This window comes from Peptoniphilus lacydonensis, from assembly GCF_900106515.1.
Lineage (GTDB): Bacteria > Bacillota > Clostridia > Tissierellales > Peptoniphilaceae > Peptoniphilus_A > Peptoniphilus_A lacydonensis.
Genome location: NZ_FNWF01000003.1, coordinates 1,022,383 through 1,038,309, shown reverse-complemented (window position 1 = coordinate 1,038,309; position 15,927 = coordinate 1,022,383). Strand labels below are relative to the sequence as shown.

The window sequence follows — 15,927 nt, the reverse complement described above, 5'->3', positions numbered from 1 at the left end:
TCTAGTCAGTTTTTATTTTTTGTTTTAAATTTTTTTAATTCTGAGCTCTAAATTTTTTTCATTTATTTTTCTCTCAGTATACTCTTTTATAAGTTCATAAATTGTAGATGCAAGTGGCACAAAAATCCACATTCCCACAACACCAAAGAGTGAACCGCCAACTGTTATTGCAATAAGAGTCCAAAGAGATGGAAGACCAACTTTTCCTCCAACAAGTTTTGGATAAACTAAATTTGATTCGACTTGTTGTAAAATAACTATTAAAATTAAAAAAGCAAAAGCTTTTGTTAAATCTTCTATTGCAATCATAATAAATCCCATTGCCCCACCTAAAAAAGGTCCAATAATCGGCACTAGATCAGTAACTCCAACTATAATGCCAAGAGTCGCTGCATTGGGAATTCTTAAAATAAAACTGGATATAAATGTTGCAATTCCTATAAGAGTTGAAACTGCCAATTGCCCTTTTATAAATCCAAAAAAATTTTCATGCAAAAGGTGTGCAACATGAAGAATCTTGTCTGCAACTTTGTCGTCAAACATTGAGTAGCAAATTCTTGTGGATTGGTATCCAAGGCTTTCTTTATCTGCCAATATATAGATTGAAGTAATTACGGCAAGAAAAAAAGAAAAAAGTCCTCCTATTATGCTTGAAGCGGTAGAAAGTGCATTGTTTAAAATAGCTGTCGATTTTTCATCCGATGTCATAAAACTTTTTACTCTATTAAATATTTCATTCCAGCTTAAATTGTCATATTCTTGTTGCAATCTGTTAGAATATTCATTTAAAAAGGGTATTTCTCTAGTTTTATCTATTGCCATTTGCAAAAAACTGGGCAGCGATTTTTTAAGTCCATTAAAAGAATTTGCAATTTGAGGTGCAATGATAACACTTATTATATAAATTATAAGTATTAATAGGATAAAAGAAATAGTAATGGAAATAGATCTCTTGTGTTTTTGAAAATTTTTATTTTCTATTTTATTAAAAACTTTATTTTCAAAGAAGTTTAGAGGTATTTTCATTATAAAAGCAAAAACTGCACCTAGAATAAAGGGTGAAATTATACCAAAAAATACTCCAATTCCAGAAAATATGTAATTACTTTTTGCAAATAAATAAGCTACAAATAAAAGTGCAAGTCCTGTCAAGAAAACCTTCTTATAAACCTCTTTTTTAAAGGACAATTTTCTTACAACACTCTTTTCTATTTCCCTTTTCTCATTTTTTTCTTCCATGAATCTCCCTTTCTATTTTGAATTTCCCAAAATATTATTCCAAAATTTGAAATACTCTTCAAAAAAATTTTTTTGAATCTTTTCTACATTTTTTACATTCATCTCATAAATTTCAAATGCCAACTTAACCTGTCTTAGGAAGATATCATTATAATCATTAATTAATGAATAGGTTTTTTCCTCTACTTCTTTTAGATCTTTGATTTCGTAAATCATTGGTAAATTGTTTTTCCTAACTTCCACGGATGTATCTTTATTTTTTTCTTTAATACTTGGATTTATTTCCATAATTATTTCAAAATCTTTATTATCTAAATTTTTCTTTTCTTTGTAGTCTATTTCTAATTTTTCTTTTTCCGAAAAATCTGTATCATCAAGTGGAAGCAAAAATCTTATAGGATTTACAACGAGAGATTTTTCTTCATCTGAATCTTTTTTAGTAAAGGAAATTTTCCCACTATTTTCATGCTTTGAAATTTCTTCTAAGTTTGAACTTTCTCTTTCTTTTAGAGCCTTGTAAAAATACTCTTCACTTAATTTTATAAAATCCTCATCTTTTATAGTCGCATATTTTGCCCCTCTAAATGTGGATTTTATTTTATCATCTATCTCTCTTATTTCTATAAATTCAATATCTACTTTAGATTTATTCTTTCCATATTGAAACTTTTCCAAAACTTTTCCTAGGGCAAAATTATCTTTATTTTTAAGCCAAAGAAAATCATCTTTATTTAACTTATCAAGCAAATTGACAAGTGAAGTTGCAACCCTCGGACTCATGTTTTTTATGTCCAAATATTCTTTCAAGTTTTCTCTACTTGAAATATCTTCTTCACTATTGAAACAAATTTCATTGTTTTTTACAAAATCATTAAATACTTTTTCATCATTAATTGAAATTCTATAAGCCTTAACTCCCACTTTGCCCTCCTTAAAATTATTTAGAACCCTCTCAAAACATCAGGTCTAAAATTTTTCTTTTTCAAAGTTTTTTCTATTGCACCTATAAGAGCTTTTCTGTCCTCATTTAAATTTCCTGCAAGGAGTACATAATTTGAAGCGTGATTGGACCTAAAAACTGTTCCCTCAGAATCAACGTGTTCCAAAAATATTTTCATTTCTTCCAAAATTTCTCCTGCATCTGGCATTTTGAAATCCCCAGAAATATAATCTTTATAAAGAGGTGTATTTTTATAAACCCTCATTGTCAGATAACCTAAGAAATCTGGCTTAGTTTCTGAAACAAGTTTTGCAGTTCCTATTGCATTTTTTTCTATGCCATCTACTCCACCAAGTCCTGCAATAATTGTAACAGAAGTTTTAAAACCTGCTTCTTTTGCCTTTTTCATTGCAGATACATATTCCTCATAGGTTATACCTTTTTGAATTTTTTTTAAAAGATCTTCATCTCCAGTTTCAAAACCAATATAGAGCATTTCAAGTCCTGCATCTCTTAACTTTTTCAAATCTCCAAGAGATTTTCTATTTATATCCTTAGCTGTAGCATAGGATGAAACTCTATTCACATCTGGAAAATATTCTTTAATAGTCTTTAAAATTTCTAACAAATCCTCTGTCTTTAATACTAAAGCATCTCCATCTGCCAAAAAAATTCTCTCAAAATAATCTTTATAAGCACTCATCTCCACTAAATCTTTTTCTATTTCTTCTAGTGGTCTTACTCTAAAATCATCATCTTTATACATGTAACAAAATGTGCAATTGTTGTGCGAACAACCAACTGTAGCTTGAACTATAAGAGATCTTGCTTCACTTGGTGGTCTAAAAACATTTCCGTAGTACTGCATATTTCTTCCCTTCTATTTTTAATTTATAAATTAGTTCTTCCCATGTTTCTTTAACAATGTACTCTTAACTTCCCAAAGTTTTTCTGACAAGTCCACAATATATTCATTTGGATTGTCAAGTCTTTTTGTTTCACTCCAAAGAGTGTCAAGTTCCATTTCTGCTTTTTGTTTTATTTCTTCAAGACTTGGAAGATTATATACTAGTTCTCCCTTTTCGTAAATTTGAACTAAAACTTTTTTAACATCATAATTTTCCAAAGTTTTTCTCTTCCATGTATAAACTGGATGGAAAATTTCATAATTATTTTCTGGGATTTCTTCTTCTCTTAATGCAATAACATCTGCCATTGCCTTTTTACTTTCTTTGTCATAAAATCTATAAAGTTCTTTAAATCCAGGAGTAGTTATTTTTGTAACATTTTCAGAGATCTTTATTTTTGGAATGATTTCTCCACCATCATTTACTGTGGCAGCAAGTTTATATACTCCTCCAAAAACTGGCGATGACTTTGAAGTTATAAGTCTTTCTCCAACTCCAAAGGAATCTATCTTAGCCCCTTGATGTAAAATATTTCTTATTGTAAATTCATCAAGAGAATTTGAAGCCATAATTTGTGCATCTGGATAACCTGCATCATCTAACATTTTTCTCGCCTTATTAGATATATAGGTTATATCTCCAGAATCAATTCTAATTCCCTTAGGTCTAAATCCTCTTGGAACAACTTCTTCATCAAAAATCTTTATTGCATTTGGCACACCTTCTTTTAAAGTGTCATAAGTGTCTACCAAAAGAAGACAATTGTCTGGATAAACTCTTGCAAAGGCTCTAAAAGCTTCTAATTCTGTGTCAAACATTTGAACCCAAGAATGTGCCATTGTTCCAAGAGCTGGAACTCCAAACATTTTGTCTGAAAGAGTATTTGCAGTGCCAGCACATCCTCCAATGTATGCAGCTCTTGCGCCTAAATTTGCAGCAGAATAACCTTGTGCCCTCCTCGAACCAAATTCCACAACTGGTCTTCCTTTTGCTTGTCTTACAATCCTACTTGCCTTTGTCGCAATCATTGACTGATGATTTATTGTCAAAAGCACCATAGTTTCAAGCATTTGTGCTTGGATGGCAGGACCTTTAACTGTGAGTAGTGGTTCTTCAGGAAAAGCAAGAGTTCCCTCTGGCATTGCCCACACGTCGCATTCAAATTTAAAATCTCTCAAATAATCCAAAAATTCTTCAACAAAAATATTTTTTTCTCTCAAAAATTCAATATCTTCTTCTGAAAAATGAAGATTTTCCATGTATTCAATTAATTGTTCAAGTCCTGCAACAATCGTGTACTGTCCGTTATCAGGCACCTCTCTAAAAAACATATCAAATATTACAATCTTATTTCTCATTTCTTCTTGAAAAAATCCATTTGCCATTGTTAGTTCATAAAAATCTACAAGAAGTGTGAAATTTTTCTTTACATTATAATTTACCATTTTTACTTTACTTCCTTCTTTTTTTCTTCGACTTGCTAAGTTCTTAATTAATTAAATAAATTATAACACAAAGAGTAACTTTTTTATAATTTAATCCCTTTATAGCAGAGTTTTATAGCAGAGTTTTCTACTTTTAATATTATTTTTAGAAAACATTTCTTGTGTTATAATTTTTAAACGAAAAGTTTTTAAATAGTCTTTATTTTTAAAATTTTTACGTTAAACTTATAAAATCGATTTAGTCTAAAAAATAGTAAATAACTGTGTTATAATAAAATTAGATTGGTAAAGGTGAAATAATTTTTGAATACAATTAAGAGTACTGTGGACATTGAAAGGTCTCTTATAAAAACTTATAGAAGAGATGTTTATAAAAAATTTGTGCAAGGAGTTAATAAATACGAACTAATAAGTCCAGGAGATAAAATTGCAGTTGCAATTTCTGGCGGAAAAGATTCTCTTACTCTTGCAAAACTTTTGCAAGAATTAAAAAAGCACAACAAGGTTCCCTTTGAGCTTGAATTTATTACAATGGACCCAGGTTATCTTCCTGAAAATAGAGAAAGATTGGAATTTAACTGCGAAAAACTTGGGATCCCAGTAAAAATTCACAATTCAGATGTCTTTTCTGTTGCAGAAAAAATGTCAGATGGCGGATCTCCTTGTTATATGTGTGCGAGAATGCGTCGTGGCAATCTATACAATAGAGCTCAAGAACTTGGCTGCAACAAACTTGCCCTTGGTCATCACTTTGACGATGTAATAGAAACTGTGATGTTAAATATTATTTATGCTGGCGATTTTAAAACTATGATGCCAAAATTAAAATCAAAAAATTTTGAGGGCATTGAGTTAATAAGACCAATGTATCTAGTTAGAGAAGAAGCTATAATTAGATTTATGAAATCAACTGGACTATCTGCTCTTGACTGTGCCTGTACTGTCACAAAGAAAAAGTCAGGTAACAAAAGATTTTTTATAAAAGATTTAATTGAAGAATTAAAAAAGGAAAATAAAAATGTTGACATAAATATTCTTCGTGCTACTGAAAATGTAAATATGGAACAAATCTTAGGGTATAAGGAAAAGGGCGAAAGACACGACTTTTTAGAATTTTATTAGGAGGAGATATGGAAGAGATTAAGATGATTTCTTGGAATGTAAACGGACTTCGTGCTGTTGTCAAAAAAGGTTTTATGGATGAATTTAAAAAACTTGACGCAGATTTATTTGCACTCCAAGAGATAAAACTTCAAGAGGGACAAATTGAAATGGACCTTCCCCATTACTATGAATTTTACAATTATGCAGAAAAAAAAGGCTATTCTGGTACAGCAATTTTCTCAAAAAAAGAACCTATCTCTGTCAATTATGGAATTGGAATAGATGAACACGACAAGGAAGGACGAGTTATTACTCTGGAGTTTGAAAATTTTTATTTTGTAACTTGTTATACTCCTAACTCAAAGAGAAAACTCGAAAGACTAGATTACAGACAAGTTTGGGAAGATGATTTTAGAAATTATTTAAATGAACTTAGAAAAAATAAAGAAGTAATTCTTTGTGGCGACTTAAATGTTGCCCACAAGGAGATCGACCTTGCAAATCCTTCTACTAATAGAAAATCAGCTGGATTTACTGATGAGGAAAGAGAAAAATTTACAGAACTTTTGAAAAATGGATATATAGATACTTTTAGATATTTCTATCCAGATTTAAAAGATGAATATTCTTGGTGGAGCTACTTTGCAAAATCAAGAGAAAGAAATGTAGGCTGGAGAATTGATTACTTTGTAGTTTCAGAAGGTCTAGAAAAACATTTAGTTGATGCAAAAATTCATCAGGAAGTTATGGGATCTGACCACTGCCCTGTTGAATTAAAAATAAAATTATAAAAATATAAGGAGGATTTAATGGAAAACTTATTGTCAGTACCTATTAAAGATGATATTTATTTTATAGGGACAAATGATAGAAAAACTGAACTATTTGAAGGGATGTGGCCACTCCCAAAGGGAGTTGCTTACAATTCTTATTTAGTTAAAGGCGAAAAAAATATTATCGTAGATCTTGTAAGAGCAAATACTACTGAAGCTTATGTTGAAAAGATAAATGAAATTATTGGAGAAGATGAAAAAATTGATTACATCGTAATAAACCATATGGAACCTGATCATTCATCTTCAATAAAATCAATCTTAGAAATTTATCCTGATGCAAAACTTGTAACAAATAAAAAAGCTGTTGCAATGTTAAATAATTTCTACGAAATTAAGGACAACATACTAGAAGTAAAAAATGGAGAAACTCTTGAACTAGGAAATAGAAAATTTACTTTCCACATGACACCAATGGTTCACTGGCCCGAATCCATGGTAACTTATGAAGAAGCAACAAAGACACTTTTCTCACAAGATATATTTGGTGGATTTGGAACACTTGACGGTGGTATTTTTGATGATCAAATTGAATACGACGCATACTATCTCGAAGAAACCACTAGATACTTTATAAATATTGTTGGGAAATATTCTTCCCAAGCACTTAAAGCATTAAATAATTTGGGCGGACTTGATATTGAATTAATTTGTCCAGTTCATGGTCCAATTTGGAGAGATAACCCCAAAAAAATAACTGACATTTACACATCTCTTGCAAATCAAGAAACAATTGATGGCTGTGTTGTAATATATGGATCAATGTATGGTAATACAGAAACAATGGCAGAAGCTGTTGCAAGAGGACTTTCACAAGGCGGTCTTAAAAATATAAAAGTGAGAGATATAACAAAAACTCCTTTCTCTTACCTTCTATCAGATATTTGGAGATACAAGGGAGTAATACTTGGTTCATGCTCTTATGACAACAACTTATTCCCACCAATGGATTATTTTTTGACAGAAGTTTCTCACCAAAGAATGAAAAATAATTATTGGGGAATCTTTGGATCTTATTCATGGAGCGGCGGTGCTCTTAAAAATCTAAAAAAATATATGGAAGAAGGAAAGTATGATGTGCTAGACACTCAACTTGAAATTCAAGGTGCAGCAACTGATGAAGAAATTAAAAAACTAATTGAATTTGGTGAAGAAATGGCTGCAAAAATTTTAGAAAAATAAATTTTAATAATTTTAATCGTCACGGTTTTATCTCGTGGCGATTTTTTTCTTAAAAATGTTAAATAATACTTAAATTCTTAAAAATTAATTGCAGTAAACTCTATAAAAAGGTAAAATTGCACAAAAAAAGAATGCCTCCACTTTTCATCGTAAGACATTCTTTTTTAGAAACCCAATTCCATCCAATGATTACTTTTTGGTTCAATCACGTCTATCACCTATATCTTATTTTACTAAAGCATCTTATAAATTTACATTGTCCAAAGTCCCAAACTCTAAGACTTTGTGCTCATTATAAAAATACTAAAAGTAATTTTTCTTACTAAACTTACTCGCAAATTAATAAAATCTTCCTATTCATTCGTTAAAACTATTCGATTTATATAAAAACTTTGGCATTTTAAGTCAAAATTTGTAAATTTAAAAAAATCAAAAACATTTTTACTTTTAATTGGATGGAATTGTCAAGCTTCTCCAAATAAGAATCGTAAATCTAAATTTCTATTTACTAATCAATTAATCTTATCTGGTATTAATATAATACCCTGTAAAATAATTTTAAAACACTTTTTATAAAAATTTTTTAAATTATTTTACTAATTTTTATAGTATAATAATTTTAAGTCAAAGGAGGCAAAATGAACACATTAATTGGATACAAAAAGTGCAGTACTTGTAAAAATATAGAAAAACTATTAGAAGAAAAAAACATTTCTTATAACTATAGAGAAATTGACAAAGATCTTTTGTCGAAAATTGAACTAAAAAATATAAAAGAAAAAGCAGACATTGATATTTATAAGCTCTTTAATTCAAGTGGAGTAAGATACAGAGAACTTGGACTAAAAGATAAAAAGAAGAGCATGACAGATGACGAAATCTATGAACTTCTTTCAACTGATGGTATGCTTGTCAAAAGGCCTATTCTCTTAACAGATAAAAAAGCTTTCATAGGCCCACAAGTAAAAAAATATTTAGAAAATTTATAATTTTTAATCTCATCTGAGGGTGAGATTTTTTATTGCAAAAAAATACTAGAATTGATATTTCAACTCTAGTAAAAATTTTTATTCTTTTCTATCTCTCTTAACCATACAAATTTTTTTATAAGTAATTCATTCTTTTTTAAAAAATTCATCTATCTCAAGAGCATCTTCTGAATTTATAAGGATAGTTATCTTATCGCCAAGTAATATTACATCATCTGCTGTTGGAACTATATCTACTCCATCTCTTTCAATTGAAATAATTATTAAGTGTTTTGGAAAATTTATTTCTCGAAGACTTTTACCTATTACATTTAGGTCATCTGTTATTGCATATTCAAAAATTGAATAATTGCCAAGTTCTCTCTCCTTTGGACTTAATAAATTTTTGTCATCTAATTGCCTTTCAAATAATGTGTCATAGATTGGAGCAACTTTTAAAAATTCTGCTACATAATAGGAAACTATTACAACCACAGAAAGTGCAATTAAGTGCTCAAATGTAGAGGTCATCTCCGATACTAAAATTATTGAAAGAATTGGACTTCTAACAACTGATGCCAAAATTCCGCTCATACCCAGAATTATAAAATTGATGTAGTAATCTTCAAATCCAAAAGTTTTATCTACGATTGCAAAAATAATAGCACCGCAAGATCCTCCTATTACAAGAACTGGTAGAAAAATTCCCCCTTGTACTCCCGAACCATAACAAAAAGTTGTGTAAAATAATTTTACTATTAAAATAATTAAAATATATTTTACAGAAAATCTTCCCTCTGCCATCTTTTCAAGAAGGTTATGTCCTCCGCCTGTTCCTTCAATAAATATAAATCCAATTGCAATTGTAACTCCCATTAAAAGTGTGAATTTTAAAACTTTTGAATTTATCTTTTTAAATAAGTCCTGAAATTTTGTAATAAAAAAATTGTAAATGCCGCCAATTAATCCCGTCAAAATTCCAATTAATATTGCAATCCACATAAATTTCATGGGAAGTGACTTTGTTACAAAAAAAGAAAAAGAAGTTTCTGCTCCCATTATTACAAAGGAAACATAATTTGCAACAATTGAAGCAATAAGTGCTGGCAATAGTACATATCTCGAATAAGTTTTATGCAATTCTTCTATGGCAAATATGCACCCTGCCATTGGTGCATTAAATGCTGCTGCAAGTCCTGCTGCTGCTCCTGCTGTTATCATATATTTTACTTCATCAGGAGGTCTTTTTAACATCTTGCCAATATATTTTGCAGATGCACCACCCATTTGGATTGATGGCCCCTCTCTTCCAAGAGAAAATCCCATTAGATTTCCAAGCCCTCCTCCTAAAACTTTTGATAAAAGCGTTGGCACTTCGTCCATATTAAACTTCCCAAGAATTTCTCCTCGTATTTGTGGAATCCCGCTTCCACCAGATAATGGCGCCCATTTAAGCAATTTATAAATAATAAATGAAATAATAATTGCTAAAAGTATTAAAATAAATAATGATTTAAAATTAAAATCTCTATATAAAAGCCCTCTGCAATAATCCATTTTTGAAATTACAAATCTGTACATCACAGAGAAAAGTCCTGCGAATGTCCCCACTATAATGGAATCAATTAAAATTCTAAATATTAATTTTTCTTTTTTATTAAAATCATTTTTCATTTTCTTCACCTTTTATTAAATTTTGCCAATCATCTCTATCTAATTTTAAAATTTCAATATAATCACTTTCCTTCTCAATCTTTTTGGGAACTGTATAAAAATTAAAATTTAGCTTTCTAAATTTTGAACCTTCTATGTCTGATATAACTTTAAAACTCTTTGCCCTTGTCAAATCAAAAATTCTAGATTCAAACTTCATCTTTTCATCGTGATATATTAATTTCTTTTCCTCAGGGTAATAGCTCATCCTGAAATTTCTGTCGTCAATTTTTCCTTTTATTGTATTTAATTTTTCATTTTCTTCTCTTTCCACATAAATATACCTATTTGGAACTCTAAGCTCAAGGGTATCTCCAATTATTAAAGTATAGCGATTGTCTTCTGAGTGCATTTTAAATAAATCAGAATCTTCATCTGTTTCCAGGTAAAAAATAATATTTTTTCTGTTTTTCAAATCGTGAGAAATATTTGCAAATTCTCTTTCCAAAATTCTAGTCAAATAATAGTTATAAAAAAAGTTATCTTCTAGAGAGTAAAATTCTTTTGTTTTTTTCATTAAGTTTTGAAGATCTTTTGACTTAACTTTCACTTCAAATTTATTTTCTGAAATATTTTTAACTCTAGTAGTTCTTATAATCTTTGTCCATTCTTTTTTGACATATTTTTTTAATTCTGTATTTTTTTCAGAAAAAGAAACTGGCGGTGCAAATAATTTTTCGTTATTTATATCATACCCTAAATCTTTTAGTGCGTCTGAATCCTCAGAAAGGCTTAACATTGTATTCCTATCCACAAATAAAGTTTTTTCCGAAATATATGGCAAATACAAATAAACATTGTTATTTACAATTTTTTCTCCAGATTTCTTTACCTTATTATCTCTTTCCACTCTTTTTAGAAAATACCTCGATTTATTAGTAGCACTTTCAAAATCTATTATGTTTAATTTATCACCACTTGTTTTTTTTGCACTCAATCTTATTCCATAATCGCCTGTACTTTTAACTTTATAAAAAATATCCCTTACTCCGACTTTCTCAAAATAATTATCTGCAAAGTCAAAAATCCTATCATCAATTGTATATAAAACTTCAGCAACAATTTTTTTTGGATAATGTCTAAATCTAAATTCAGCAAAAATTCCTAAAAATAATAAAATTATTATTAAAAAAATACTCTTCTTTTTCATAGAATCACTACTTTTAATATGTTAATTATAGTTTACAATAAAATTCTCCATTATTGCAATTAAAAAGGCATCTTTCGATGCCCAAAATTTTTTTAATTTATACTTTTTCTCCAGCTTCCAAATTTGAAATAAATTGACACTAATACAAAATTTAAAAAATATGACACTGGATAAATTATACTTATTACCCTTATGGATTGATATATCGGCATCGCAAAATAAACTACAACAAGCCTAAAAATACAAATTGTTAAAAGGGAAATAATCATAGGCCCCAAGGCGTGCCCGCTTCCCCTTATAAAACCTGATAAAGTTTCTGAAAGGCCAAAAGACCAAATTCCAAGACTTAAAATTTTTAAAAAGTCTGACCCATATGATATAACATTGGGATCTGTATTAAAAATTGCAATAAGCGGTTCTGCAAGTGTAAAAGCTATTATAGATAAAATTCCAGAAATTACAATTACGATAATTAAAGACACTTTTATACCTTCGCGAAGTCTTTCAAATTTTTTTGCTCCAAAATTTTGCCCAGAAAAAGTAGTGGCTGCAAGTGCAATTGCTTGTAGTGACATAAATAAAAATCCATCAATTCTTCCCTCTGCCGCAATACCTGCTATTGCATCTGAACCAAAGGAATTTATTTTTGCTTGAAAAACTACATTTGTAAAAGATAAAAGTGCAGTTTGAATTCCAGTTGGTATTCCAATTTCAAAAATTCTCTTTGCTTCAAATTTGTGAAGTTTAATTTCTTCTCTTCTAAGCTTATAAGACCCATCTGTCTTTAAAAGTGAAATTGTAACAAGTATTGCTGATGTAACTTGTGATGCGAGTGTTGCAAGTCCTGCTCCCAAAACTGACATGTGAAACATTCCAATTAAAATCAAATCTAGAACAATATTTACAACTGCAGATACACATAAAAAGTTAAAAGGTCTTTTTGAATCTCCAATTGCTCTTAGTATTGACGCTCCCATATTGTAAATTAAAATCGGAATTGTTCCCAAGAAGAAAACTCTCATATAAATTATTGCATCATTAAAAATTTCAGCAGGAGTGTCCATTATTCTTAGAAAAAAAGGAGTGGTTATATATCCAAAAATTGTAATTAAAAGCCCTGAAGTTATCCCTAGAAAATAAGAACATCCAACAGATCTTTTAAGTGCATCCCTGTCATTAGAACCATAATAAAGAGAAATTATTACAGAAGCACCAGTTGTAAGTCCCAAAAAAAGACCTATAAGTAAATTTGAAACGGGGCCAGTTGCTCCAACTGCTGCCATGGGATTTTTTCCTGCAAATCTACCTACAATCATAAGGTCGGCTGTATTATAAAGTTGTTGCAAAAAATTTGTCAGAAGAAGTGGAATTGCAAATTTTATAATACCCTCTGCAATGGAACCTTCTGTCAAATTAATATTTCTGCTAATTTTTTTACTCATCCCTGTACCTCACAATTCCAATATATATTTTTTTAATTTCTCCAACACTATTATTTAAAAGTTCCCCTTCTTTTACATCGGATATTGCATAAGTAATATTGGCAACAACACAATTGCCGTATTCTTCGCCTGTATCAGCATCAATGCCTGAGGGTATATCAACGGCAACTATATAATTCCCATGACAATTTATAACATCAATTAGATCTACATAAAATTTATCTAATTTTCTATTTAGACCAATTCCAAAAATTGCATCTAGGCACACTTCATTTACTTCCAAAGACTCAATAAGTTCGTCAAAATTTTTATCATCAATATATTTTACATCAGTCAATTTTTTAACAATTTCTAAATTTTTTGAAAATTCTTCTGTTCCTTCATCTGAAATAATAAAAACTTCAACTGATTTTCCAGTTAGTATTAAATGTCTTGCAATTACAAGTCCGTCTCCGCCATTATTTCCCTTCCCACAAATTATTGTAAAAGAATTATAATCTTTTATTTCACGAAAGATTCCCATGCCGGCGTTTTCCATTAAAATAAGAGAATCAATATTGTACTCACTCATTGTTCTCTTCTCAAGTTCAATCATTTTATTTTTTGAAATTGTCATAGTAATCCCTCCAGTTTCTATTATATGATATTTAAAATAAATTAACATCACATTCTAAGAATTATTTTTAAGTTTATTAAATTTTTTATATTGTACATTATAATTCTAAAAAATTCATAAATAATTCTTTAAATATATTCCGATAAAATTATTAATTGTAGTTAGTTGATATTCGGTATCAATTGTAATATAATTATTTTGTAAAAAAGTAATAGATAAAAATTTAAATGAAATAAAATTTTTTAAGGAGGAATTATGACAAATTATTTGCCAATTGCAGAAAAAACAAAACCTGAATGCATTAACTGTGCTCATGAGATTTTAGAAAATCTTTCAAAAAGTACTAATTTAAAAAATATAGATGAAATGAAAACACAAATCGAAGACTTAAACACTTTTTTATATACATATTTTTTAATTACATACAATAAAGATTTGTCCCCAGTTCATGCAGAATTTTCACAAAAACTCGCTCTAGTATTAGATCCTTCTTCTCTTAAATTGATAGCAAGAGATTTGATTGAAGCTTATTCAAACACCCTTTTAGATGCTCTAAATTTTTCTGAAAATGAAATAATAGACAGTGCAATTAAAATAATTAATGAAGAGTATAGTGACGGTCTTCATTTAGAAGAGCTTGCAGAAAAACTTCACCTTTCAAAAAATTATTTGTGCTCTCTTTTTAAAGAAGAAACTGGATTTACTTTTTGTCAGTATCTAAACACATTAAAGACAAATAAAGCCAAGGAACTTTTAAAAGAAGATAAAAAAACTTTGGAATATATAAGTTATGAATGTGGATTTTCTTCACAACCGCATTTTACAATGACTTTTAAAAAGTACACAGGAAAAACTCCAAGAGAGTACAAACTTAGTTTAGCAGAAGAAATCTAATTATTGAAATCCTCCATAATTTGCTATATTATATAGTGATTGGAGGATTTTATGCTTTTTAATTCATTTGAATATTTAATTTTTTTGCCTCTAGTTGTAATTTTTTATAACTTGTTTAGTGTAAAATTTAAAAATATATTTTTGCTACTGGCAAGTCTAATATTTTATAGTTTTTGGAATGTAAAATACACATTATTAATGATTTTCTCCATATTTATTACATACTTAACTGGGATTTATATAGAGAATAATAGAAATAAAGCTAAAAAAATGAAAATTGCTGTATTTTTGTGTTTTATAATAAATTTAGGAATACTTTTTGTCTTCAAATATTTTAATTTTTTTGCTGATTTAATAAATAATTTTTCTGGGAAAGATTTTAATATTTCAATAGATGTAATTTTGCCTGTGGGAATATCTTTCTACACTTTTCAGGCTCTCGGCTACACCATAGATGTATATAGAAAAGATCTCTGTGCAGAAAAAAATTTTATAGATTACGCTCTTTTTGTGTCTTTTTTCCCACAACTTGTCGCAGGTCCCATTGAAAGAAGCATAAATTTACTTCCACAAATTAAAAATCCGAGAAAATTTAGTTACGAAAATTTAATTAGTGGTCTTGTGCTCTTTTTCTATGGAATGTTTTTAAAATTAATTATAGCAGACAGGGCAGCAATTCTTGTAAATGAAGTTTTTAGAAACTATACAAATTTCTCAAGAGAAGTTTTAATTATCTCAGCAATTTTATTTACTCTTCAAATTTACTGTGATTTTTACTCATATTCTATTATGGCAAAAGGATCTGCAAGAATCCTTGGCATAAATTTAATGGACAATTTTAAAGAACCTCTATTGTCAAAATCAATTACTGAGTTCTGGAGGAGATGGCATATCTCTCTTTCTACTTGGTTTAAAGACTATCTCTACATACCACTTGGAGGAAATAGAAAGGGTAAAATAAAAAAATACTTTAATTTGATTATTGTCTTTTTAGTAAGTGGATTGTGGCATGGTGCAGATCTTTCCTTCGTTCTTTGGGGACTTATACATGGAATCTTAAATATATTTGAAAATATTTTTAATTTAAATAAAAAAATAAATAATGCTTTTATAAATTTTATAAGACGAGTTATAACTTTTATAGCAGTAGTCTTTGCCTTTATTTATTTTAGAGCAGAAAATATTTCTCATGGAAATAATTATATTAGTGCAATAATAAATAATCCAAAGAGCACAAATTTGACAGAAGAAATCGCAAAAACATCCTTTGGAATTTCAAATATTTATCCATTACTTATTGGGGTAATAATTTTAATTCTTTTTGATATTTTAAAATATAATAAAATAAATGTAGAAAAAATTATTTCAAAAACAATTTTTCCAATCAGATGGATTATTTATCTAGCCTTTATATTTGGAATTATTATTTTTGGAGTATACGGGCCACAGTTTTCTGAGTCACAATTTATTTATTTTCAATTTTAGGTGATTAA

General features: G+C 28.9%; 14 protein-coding genes. 6 read left to right on the top strand and 8 right to left on the bottom strand.

Going from position 1 to position 15,927, the window contains the following annotated elements; translation table 11 throughout:
- Positions 1-24: 24 nt before the first annotated feature.
- The 4 genes from BQ5450_RS06650 to BQ5450_RS06635 are packed head-to-tail and all read right to left on the bottom strand — an operon-like array spanning position 25 to position 4,532.
- The gene (locus BQ5450_RS06650; RefSeq protein WP_071126366.1) at positions 25-1,239 is read right to left on the bottom strand and encodes an AI-2E family transporter; all 1,215 of its coding nucleotides are present in this window, start codon (positions 1,237-1,239) and stop codon (positions 25-27) included.
- Positions 1,240-1,251: 12 nt separating this feature from the next.
- The gene (locus BQ5450_RS06645) at positions 1,252-2,160 is read right to left on the bottom strand and encodes a hypothetical protein (RefSeq protein ID WP_071126365.1); all 909 of its coding nucleotides are present in this window, start codon (positions 2,158-2,160) and stop codon (positions 1,252-1,254) included.
- 20 nt (positions 2,161-2,180) lie between these two features.
- On the bottom strand, positions 2,181-3,047 hold the full coding sequence (locus BQ5450_RS06640) for a radical SAM protein (RefSeq protein WP_071126364.1): 867 nt from the start codon (positions 3,045-3,047) through the stop codon (positions 2,181-2,183).
- A gap of 30 nt (positions 3,048-3,077) precedes the next feature.
- Entirely contained in the window at positions 3,078-4,532 is a 1,455-nt protein-coding gene (locus BQ5450_RS06635; protein ID WP_071126363.1) for a nicotinate phosphoribosyltransferase, read from the bottom strand.
- Between the two features lie 303 nt (positions 4,533-4,835).
- Between BQ5450_RS06635 and BQ5450_RS06630 the strand changes: the two genes are divergently transcribed.
- From BQ5450_RS06630 to BQ5450_RS06615, 4 genes are all read left to right on the top strand, one after another.
- The gene (locus tag BQ5450_RS06630; RefSeq protein ID WP_071126362.1) at positions 4,836-5,654 is read left to right on the top strand and encodes a tRNA lysidine(34) synthetase; all 819 of its coding nucleotides are present in this window, start codon (positions 4,836-4,838) and stop codon (positions 5,652-5,654) included.
- A gap of 17 nt (positions 5,655-5,671) precedes the next feature.
- Positions 5,672-6,427 (top strand): exodeoxyribonuclease III, encoded by a 756-nt coding sequence (locus BQ5450_RS06625; RefSeq protein WP_071126599.1) that lies wholly within the window; start codon positions 5,672-5,674, stop codon positions 6,425-6,427.
- 18 nt (positions 6,428-6,445) lie between these two features.
- Complete coding sequence (locus BQ5450_RS06620) at positions 6,446-7,651, top strand: FprA family A-type flavoprotein (RefSeq protein WP_071126361.1); 1,206 nt, start codon at positions 6,446-6,448, stop codon at positions 7,649-7,651.
- A gap of 638 nt (positions 7,652-8,289) precedes the next feature.
- Complete coding sequence (locus BQ5450_RS06615) at positions 8,290-8,640, top strand: Spx/MgsR family RNA polymerase-binding regulatory protein (protein ID WP_010247931.1); 351 nt, start codon at positions 8,290-8,292, stop codon at positions 8,638-8,640.
- A 126-nt stretch (positions 8,641-8,766) separates the two neighbouring features.
- Here BQ5450_RS06615 and BQ5450_RS06610 read toward each other — a convergent pair whose 3' ends face one another.
- The 4 genes from BQ5450_RS06610 to BQ5450_RS06595 form a co-directional block, all read right to left on the bottom strand.
- Complete coding sequence (locus BQ5450_RS06610) at positions 8,767-10,293, bottom strand: chloride channel protein (protein WP_071126360.1); 1,527 nt, start codon at positions 10,291-10,293, stop codon at positions 8,767-8,769.
- Positions 10,283-11,482 (bottom strand): hypothetical protein, encoded by a 1,200-nt coding sequence (locus tag BQ5450_RS06605; protein WP_071126359.1) that lies wholly within the window; start codon positions 11,480-11,482, stop codon positions 10,283-10,285. Before BQ5450_RS06605 ends, BQ5450_RS06610 begins: the two co-directional genes overlap by 11 nt.
- Before the next feature lie 92 nt (positions 11,483-11,574).
- Positions 11,575-12,924, bottom strand: coding sequence for an MATE family efflux transporter (locus BQ5450_RS06600; RefSeq protein ID WP_071126358.1), 1,350 nt, complete (start codon positions 12,922-12,924; stop codon positions 11,575-11,577).
- On the bottom strand, positions 12,917-13,540 hold the full coding sequence (locus BQ5450_RS06595; RefSeq protein ID WP_010247919.1) for an NAD(P)H-hydrate epimerase: 624 nt from the start codon (positions 13,538-13,540) through the stop codon (positions 12,917-12,919). The genes BQ5450_RS06600 and BQ5450_RS06595 overlap by 8 nt, the downstream gene beginning before the upstream one ends.
- A gap of 255 nt (positions 13,541-13,795) precedes the next feature.
- On the opposite strand from BQ5450_RS06595, the gene BQ5450_RS06590 reads away from it, so the two are divergent.
- Together BQ5450_RS06590 and BQ5450_RS06585 are read left to right on the top strand one after the other, a co-directional pair.
- Positions 13,796-14,434, top strand: coding sequence for a helix-turn-helix domain-containing protein (locus BQ5450_RS06590; protein ID WP_010247917.1), 639 nt, complete (start codon positions 13,796-13,798; stop codon positions 14,432-14,434).
- Positions 14,435-14,485: 51 nt separating this feature from the next.
- On the top strand, positions 14,486-15,919 hold the full coding sequence (locus tag BQ5450_RS06585; protein ID WP_071126357.1) for an MBOAT family O-acyltransferase: 1,434 nt from the start codon (positions 14,486-14,488) through the stop codon (positions 15,917-15,919).
- The last annotated feature ends 8 nt before the right edge of the window (positions 15,920-15,927 follow it).

Coding starts and splice junctions, on each gene's coding strand:
- BQ5450_RS06595 (WP_010247919.1), bottom strand. CDS start 13,540: ATGACAATTTCAAAAAATAAAATGATTGAACTTGAGAAGAGAACAATG.
- BQ5450_RS06640 (WP_071126364.1), bottom strand. CDS start 3,047: ATGCAGTACTACGGAAATGTTTTTAGACCACCAAGTGAAGCAAGATCT.
- BQ5450_RS06600 (WP_071126358.1), bottom strand. CDS start 12,924: ATGAGTAAAAAAATTAGCAGAAATATTAATTTGACAGAAGGTTCCATT.
- BQ5450_RS06615 (WP_010247931.1), top strand. CDS start 8,290: ATGAACACATTAATTGGATACAAAAAGTGCAGTACTTGTAAAAATATA.
- BQ5450_RS06620 (WP_071126361.1), top strand. CDS start 6,446: ATGGAAAACTTATTGTCAGTACCTATTAAAGATGATATTTATTTTATA.
- BQ5450_RS06585 (WP_071126357.1), top strand. CDS start 14,486: ATGCTTTTTAATTCATTTGAATATTTAATTTTTTTGCCTCTAGTTGTA.
- BQ5450_RS06605 (WP_071126359.1), bottom strand. CDS start 11,482: ATGAAAAAGAAGAGTATTTTTTTAATAATAATTTTATTATTTTTAGGA.
- BQ5450_RS06610 (WP_071126360.1), bottom strand. CDS start 10,293: ATGAAAAATGATTTTAATAAAAAAGAAAAATTAATATTTAGAATTTTA.
- BQ5450_RS06650 (WP_071126366.1), bottom strand. CDS start 1,239: ATGGAAGAAAAAAATGAGAAAAGGGAAATAGAAAAGAGTGTTGTAAGA.
- BQ5450_RS06635 (WP_071126363.1), bottom strand. CDS start 4,532: ATGGTAAATTATAATGTAAAGAAAAATTTCACACTTCTTGTAGATTTT.
- BQ5450_RS06590 (WP_010247917.1), top strand. CDS start 13,796: ATGACAAATTATTTGCCAATTGCAGAAAAAACAAAACCTGAATGCATT.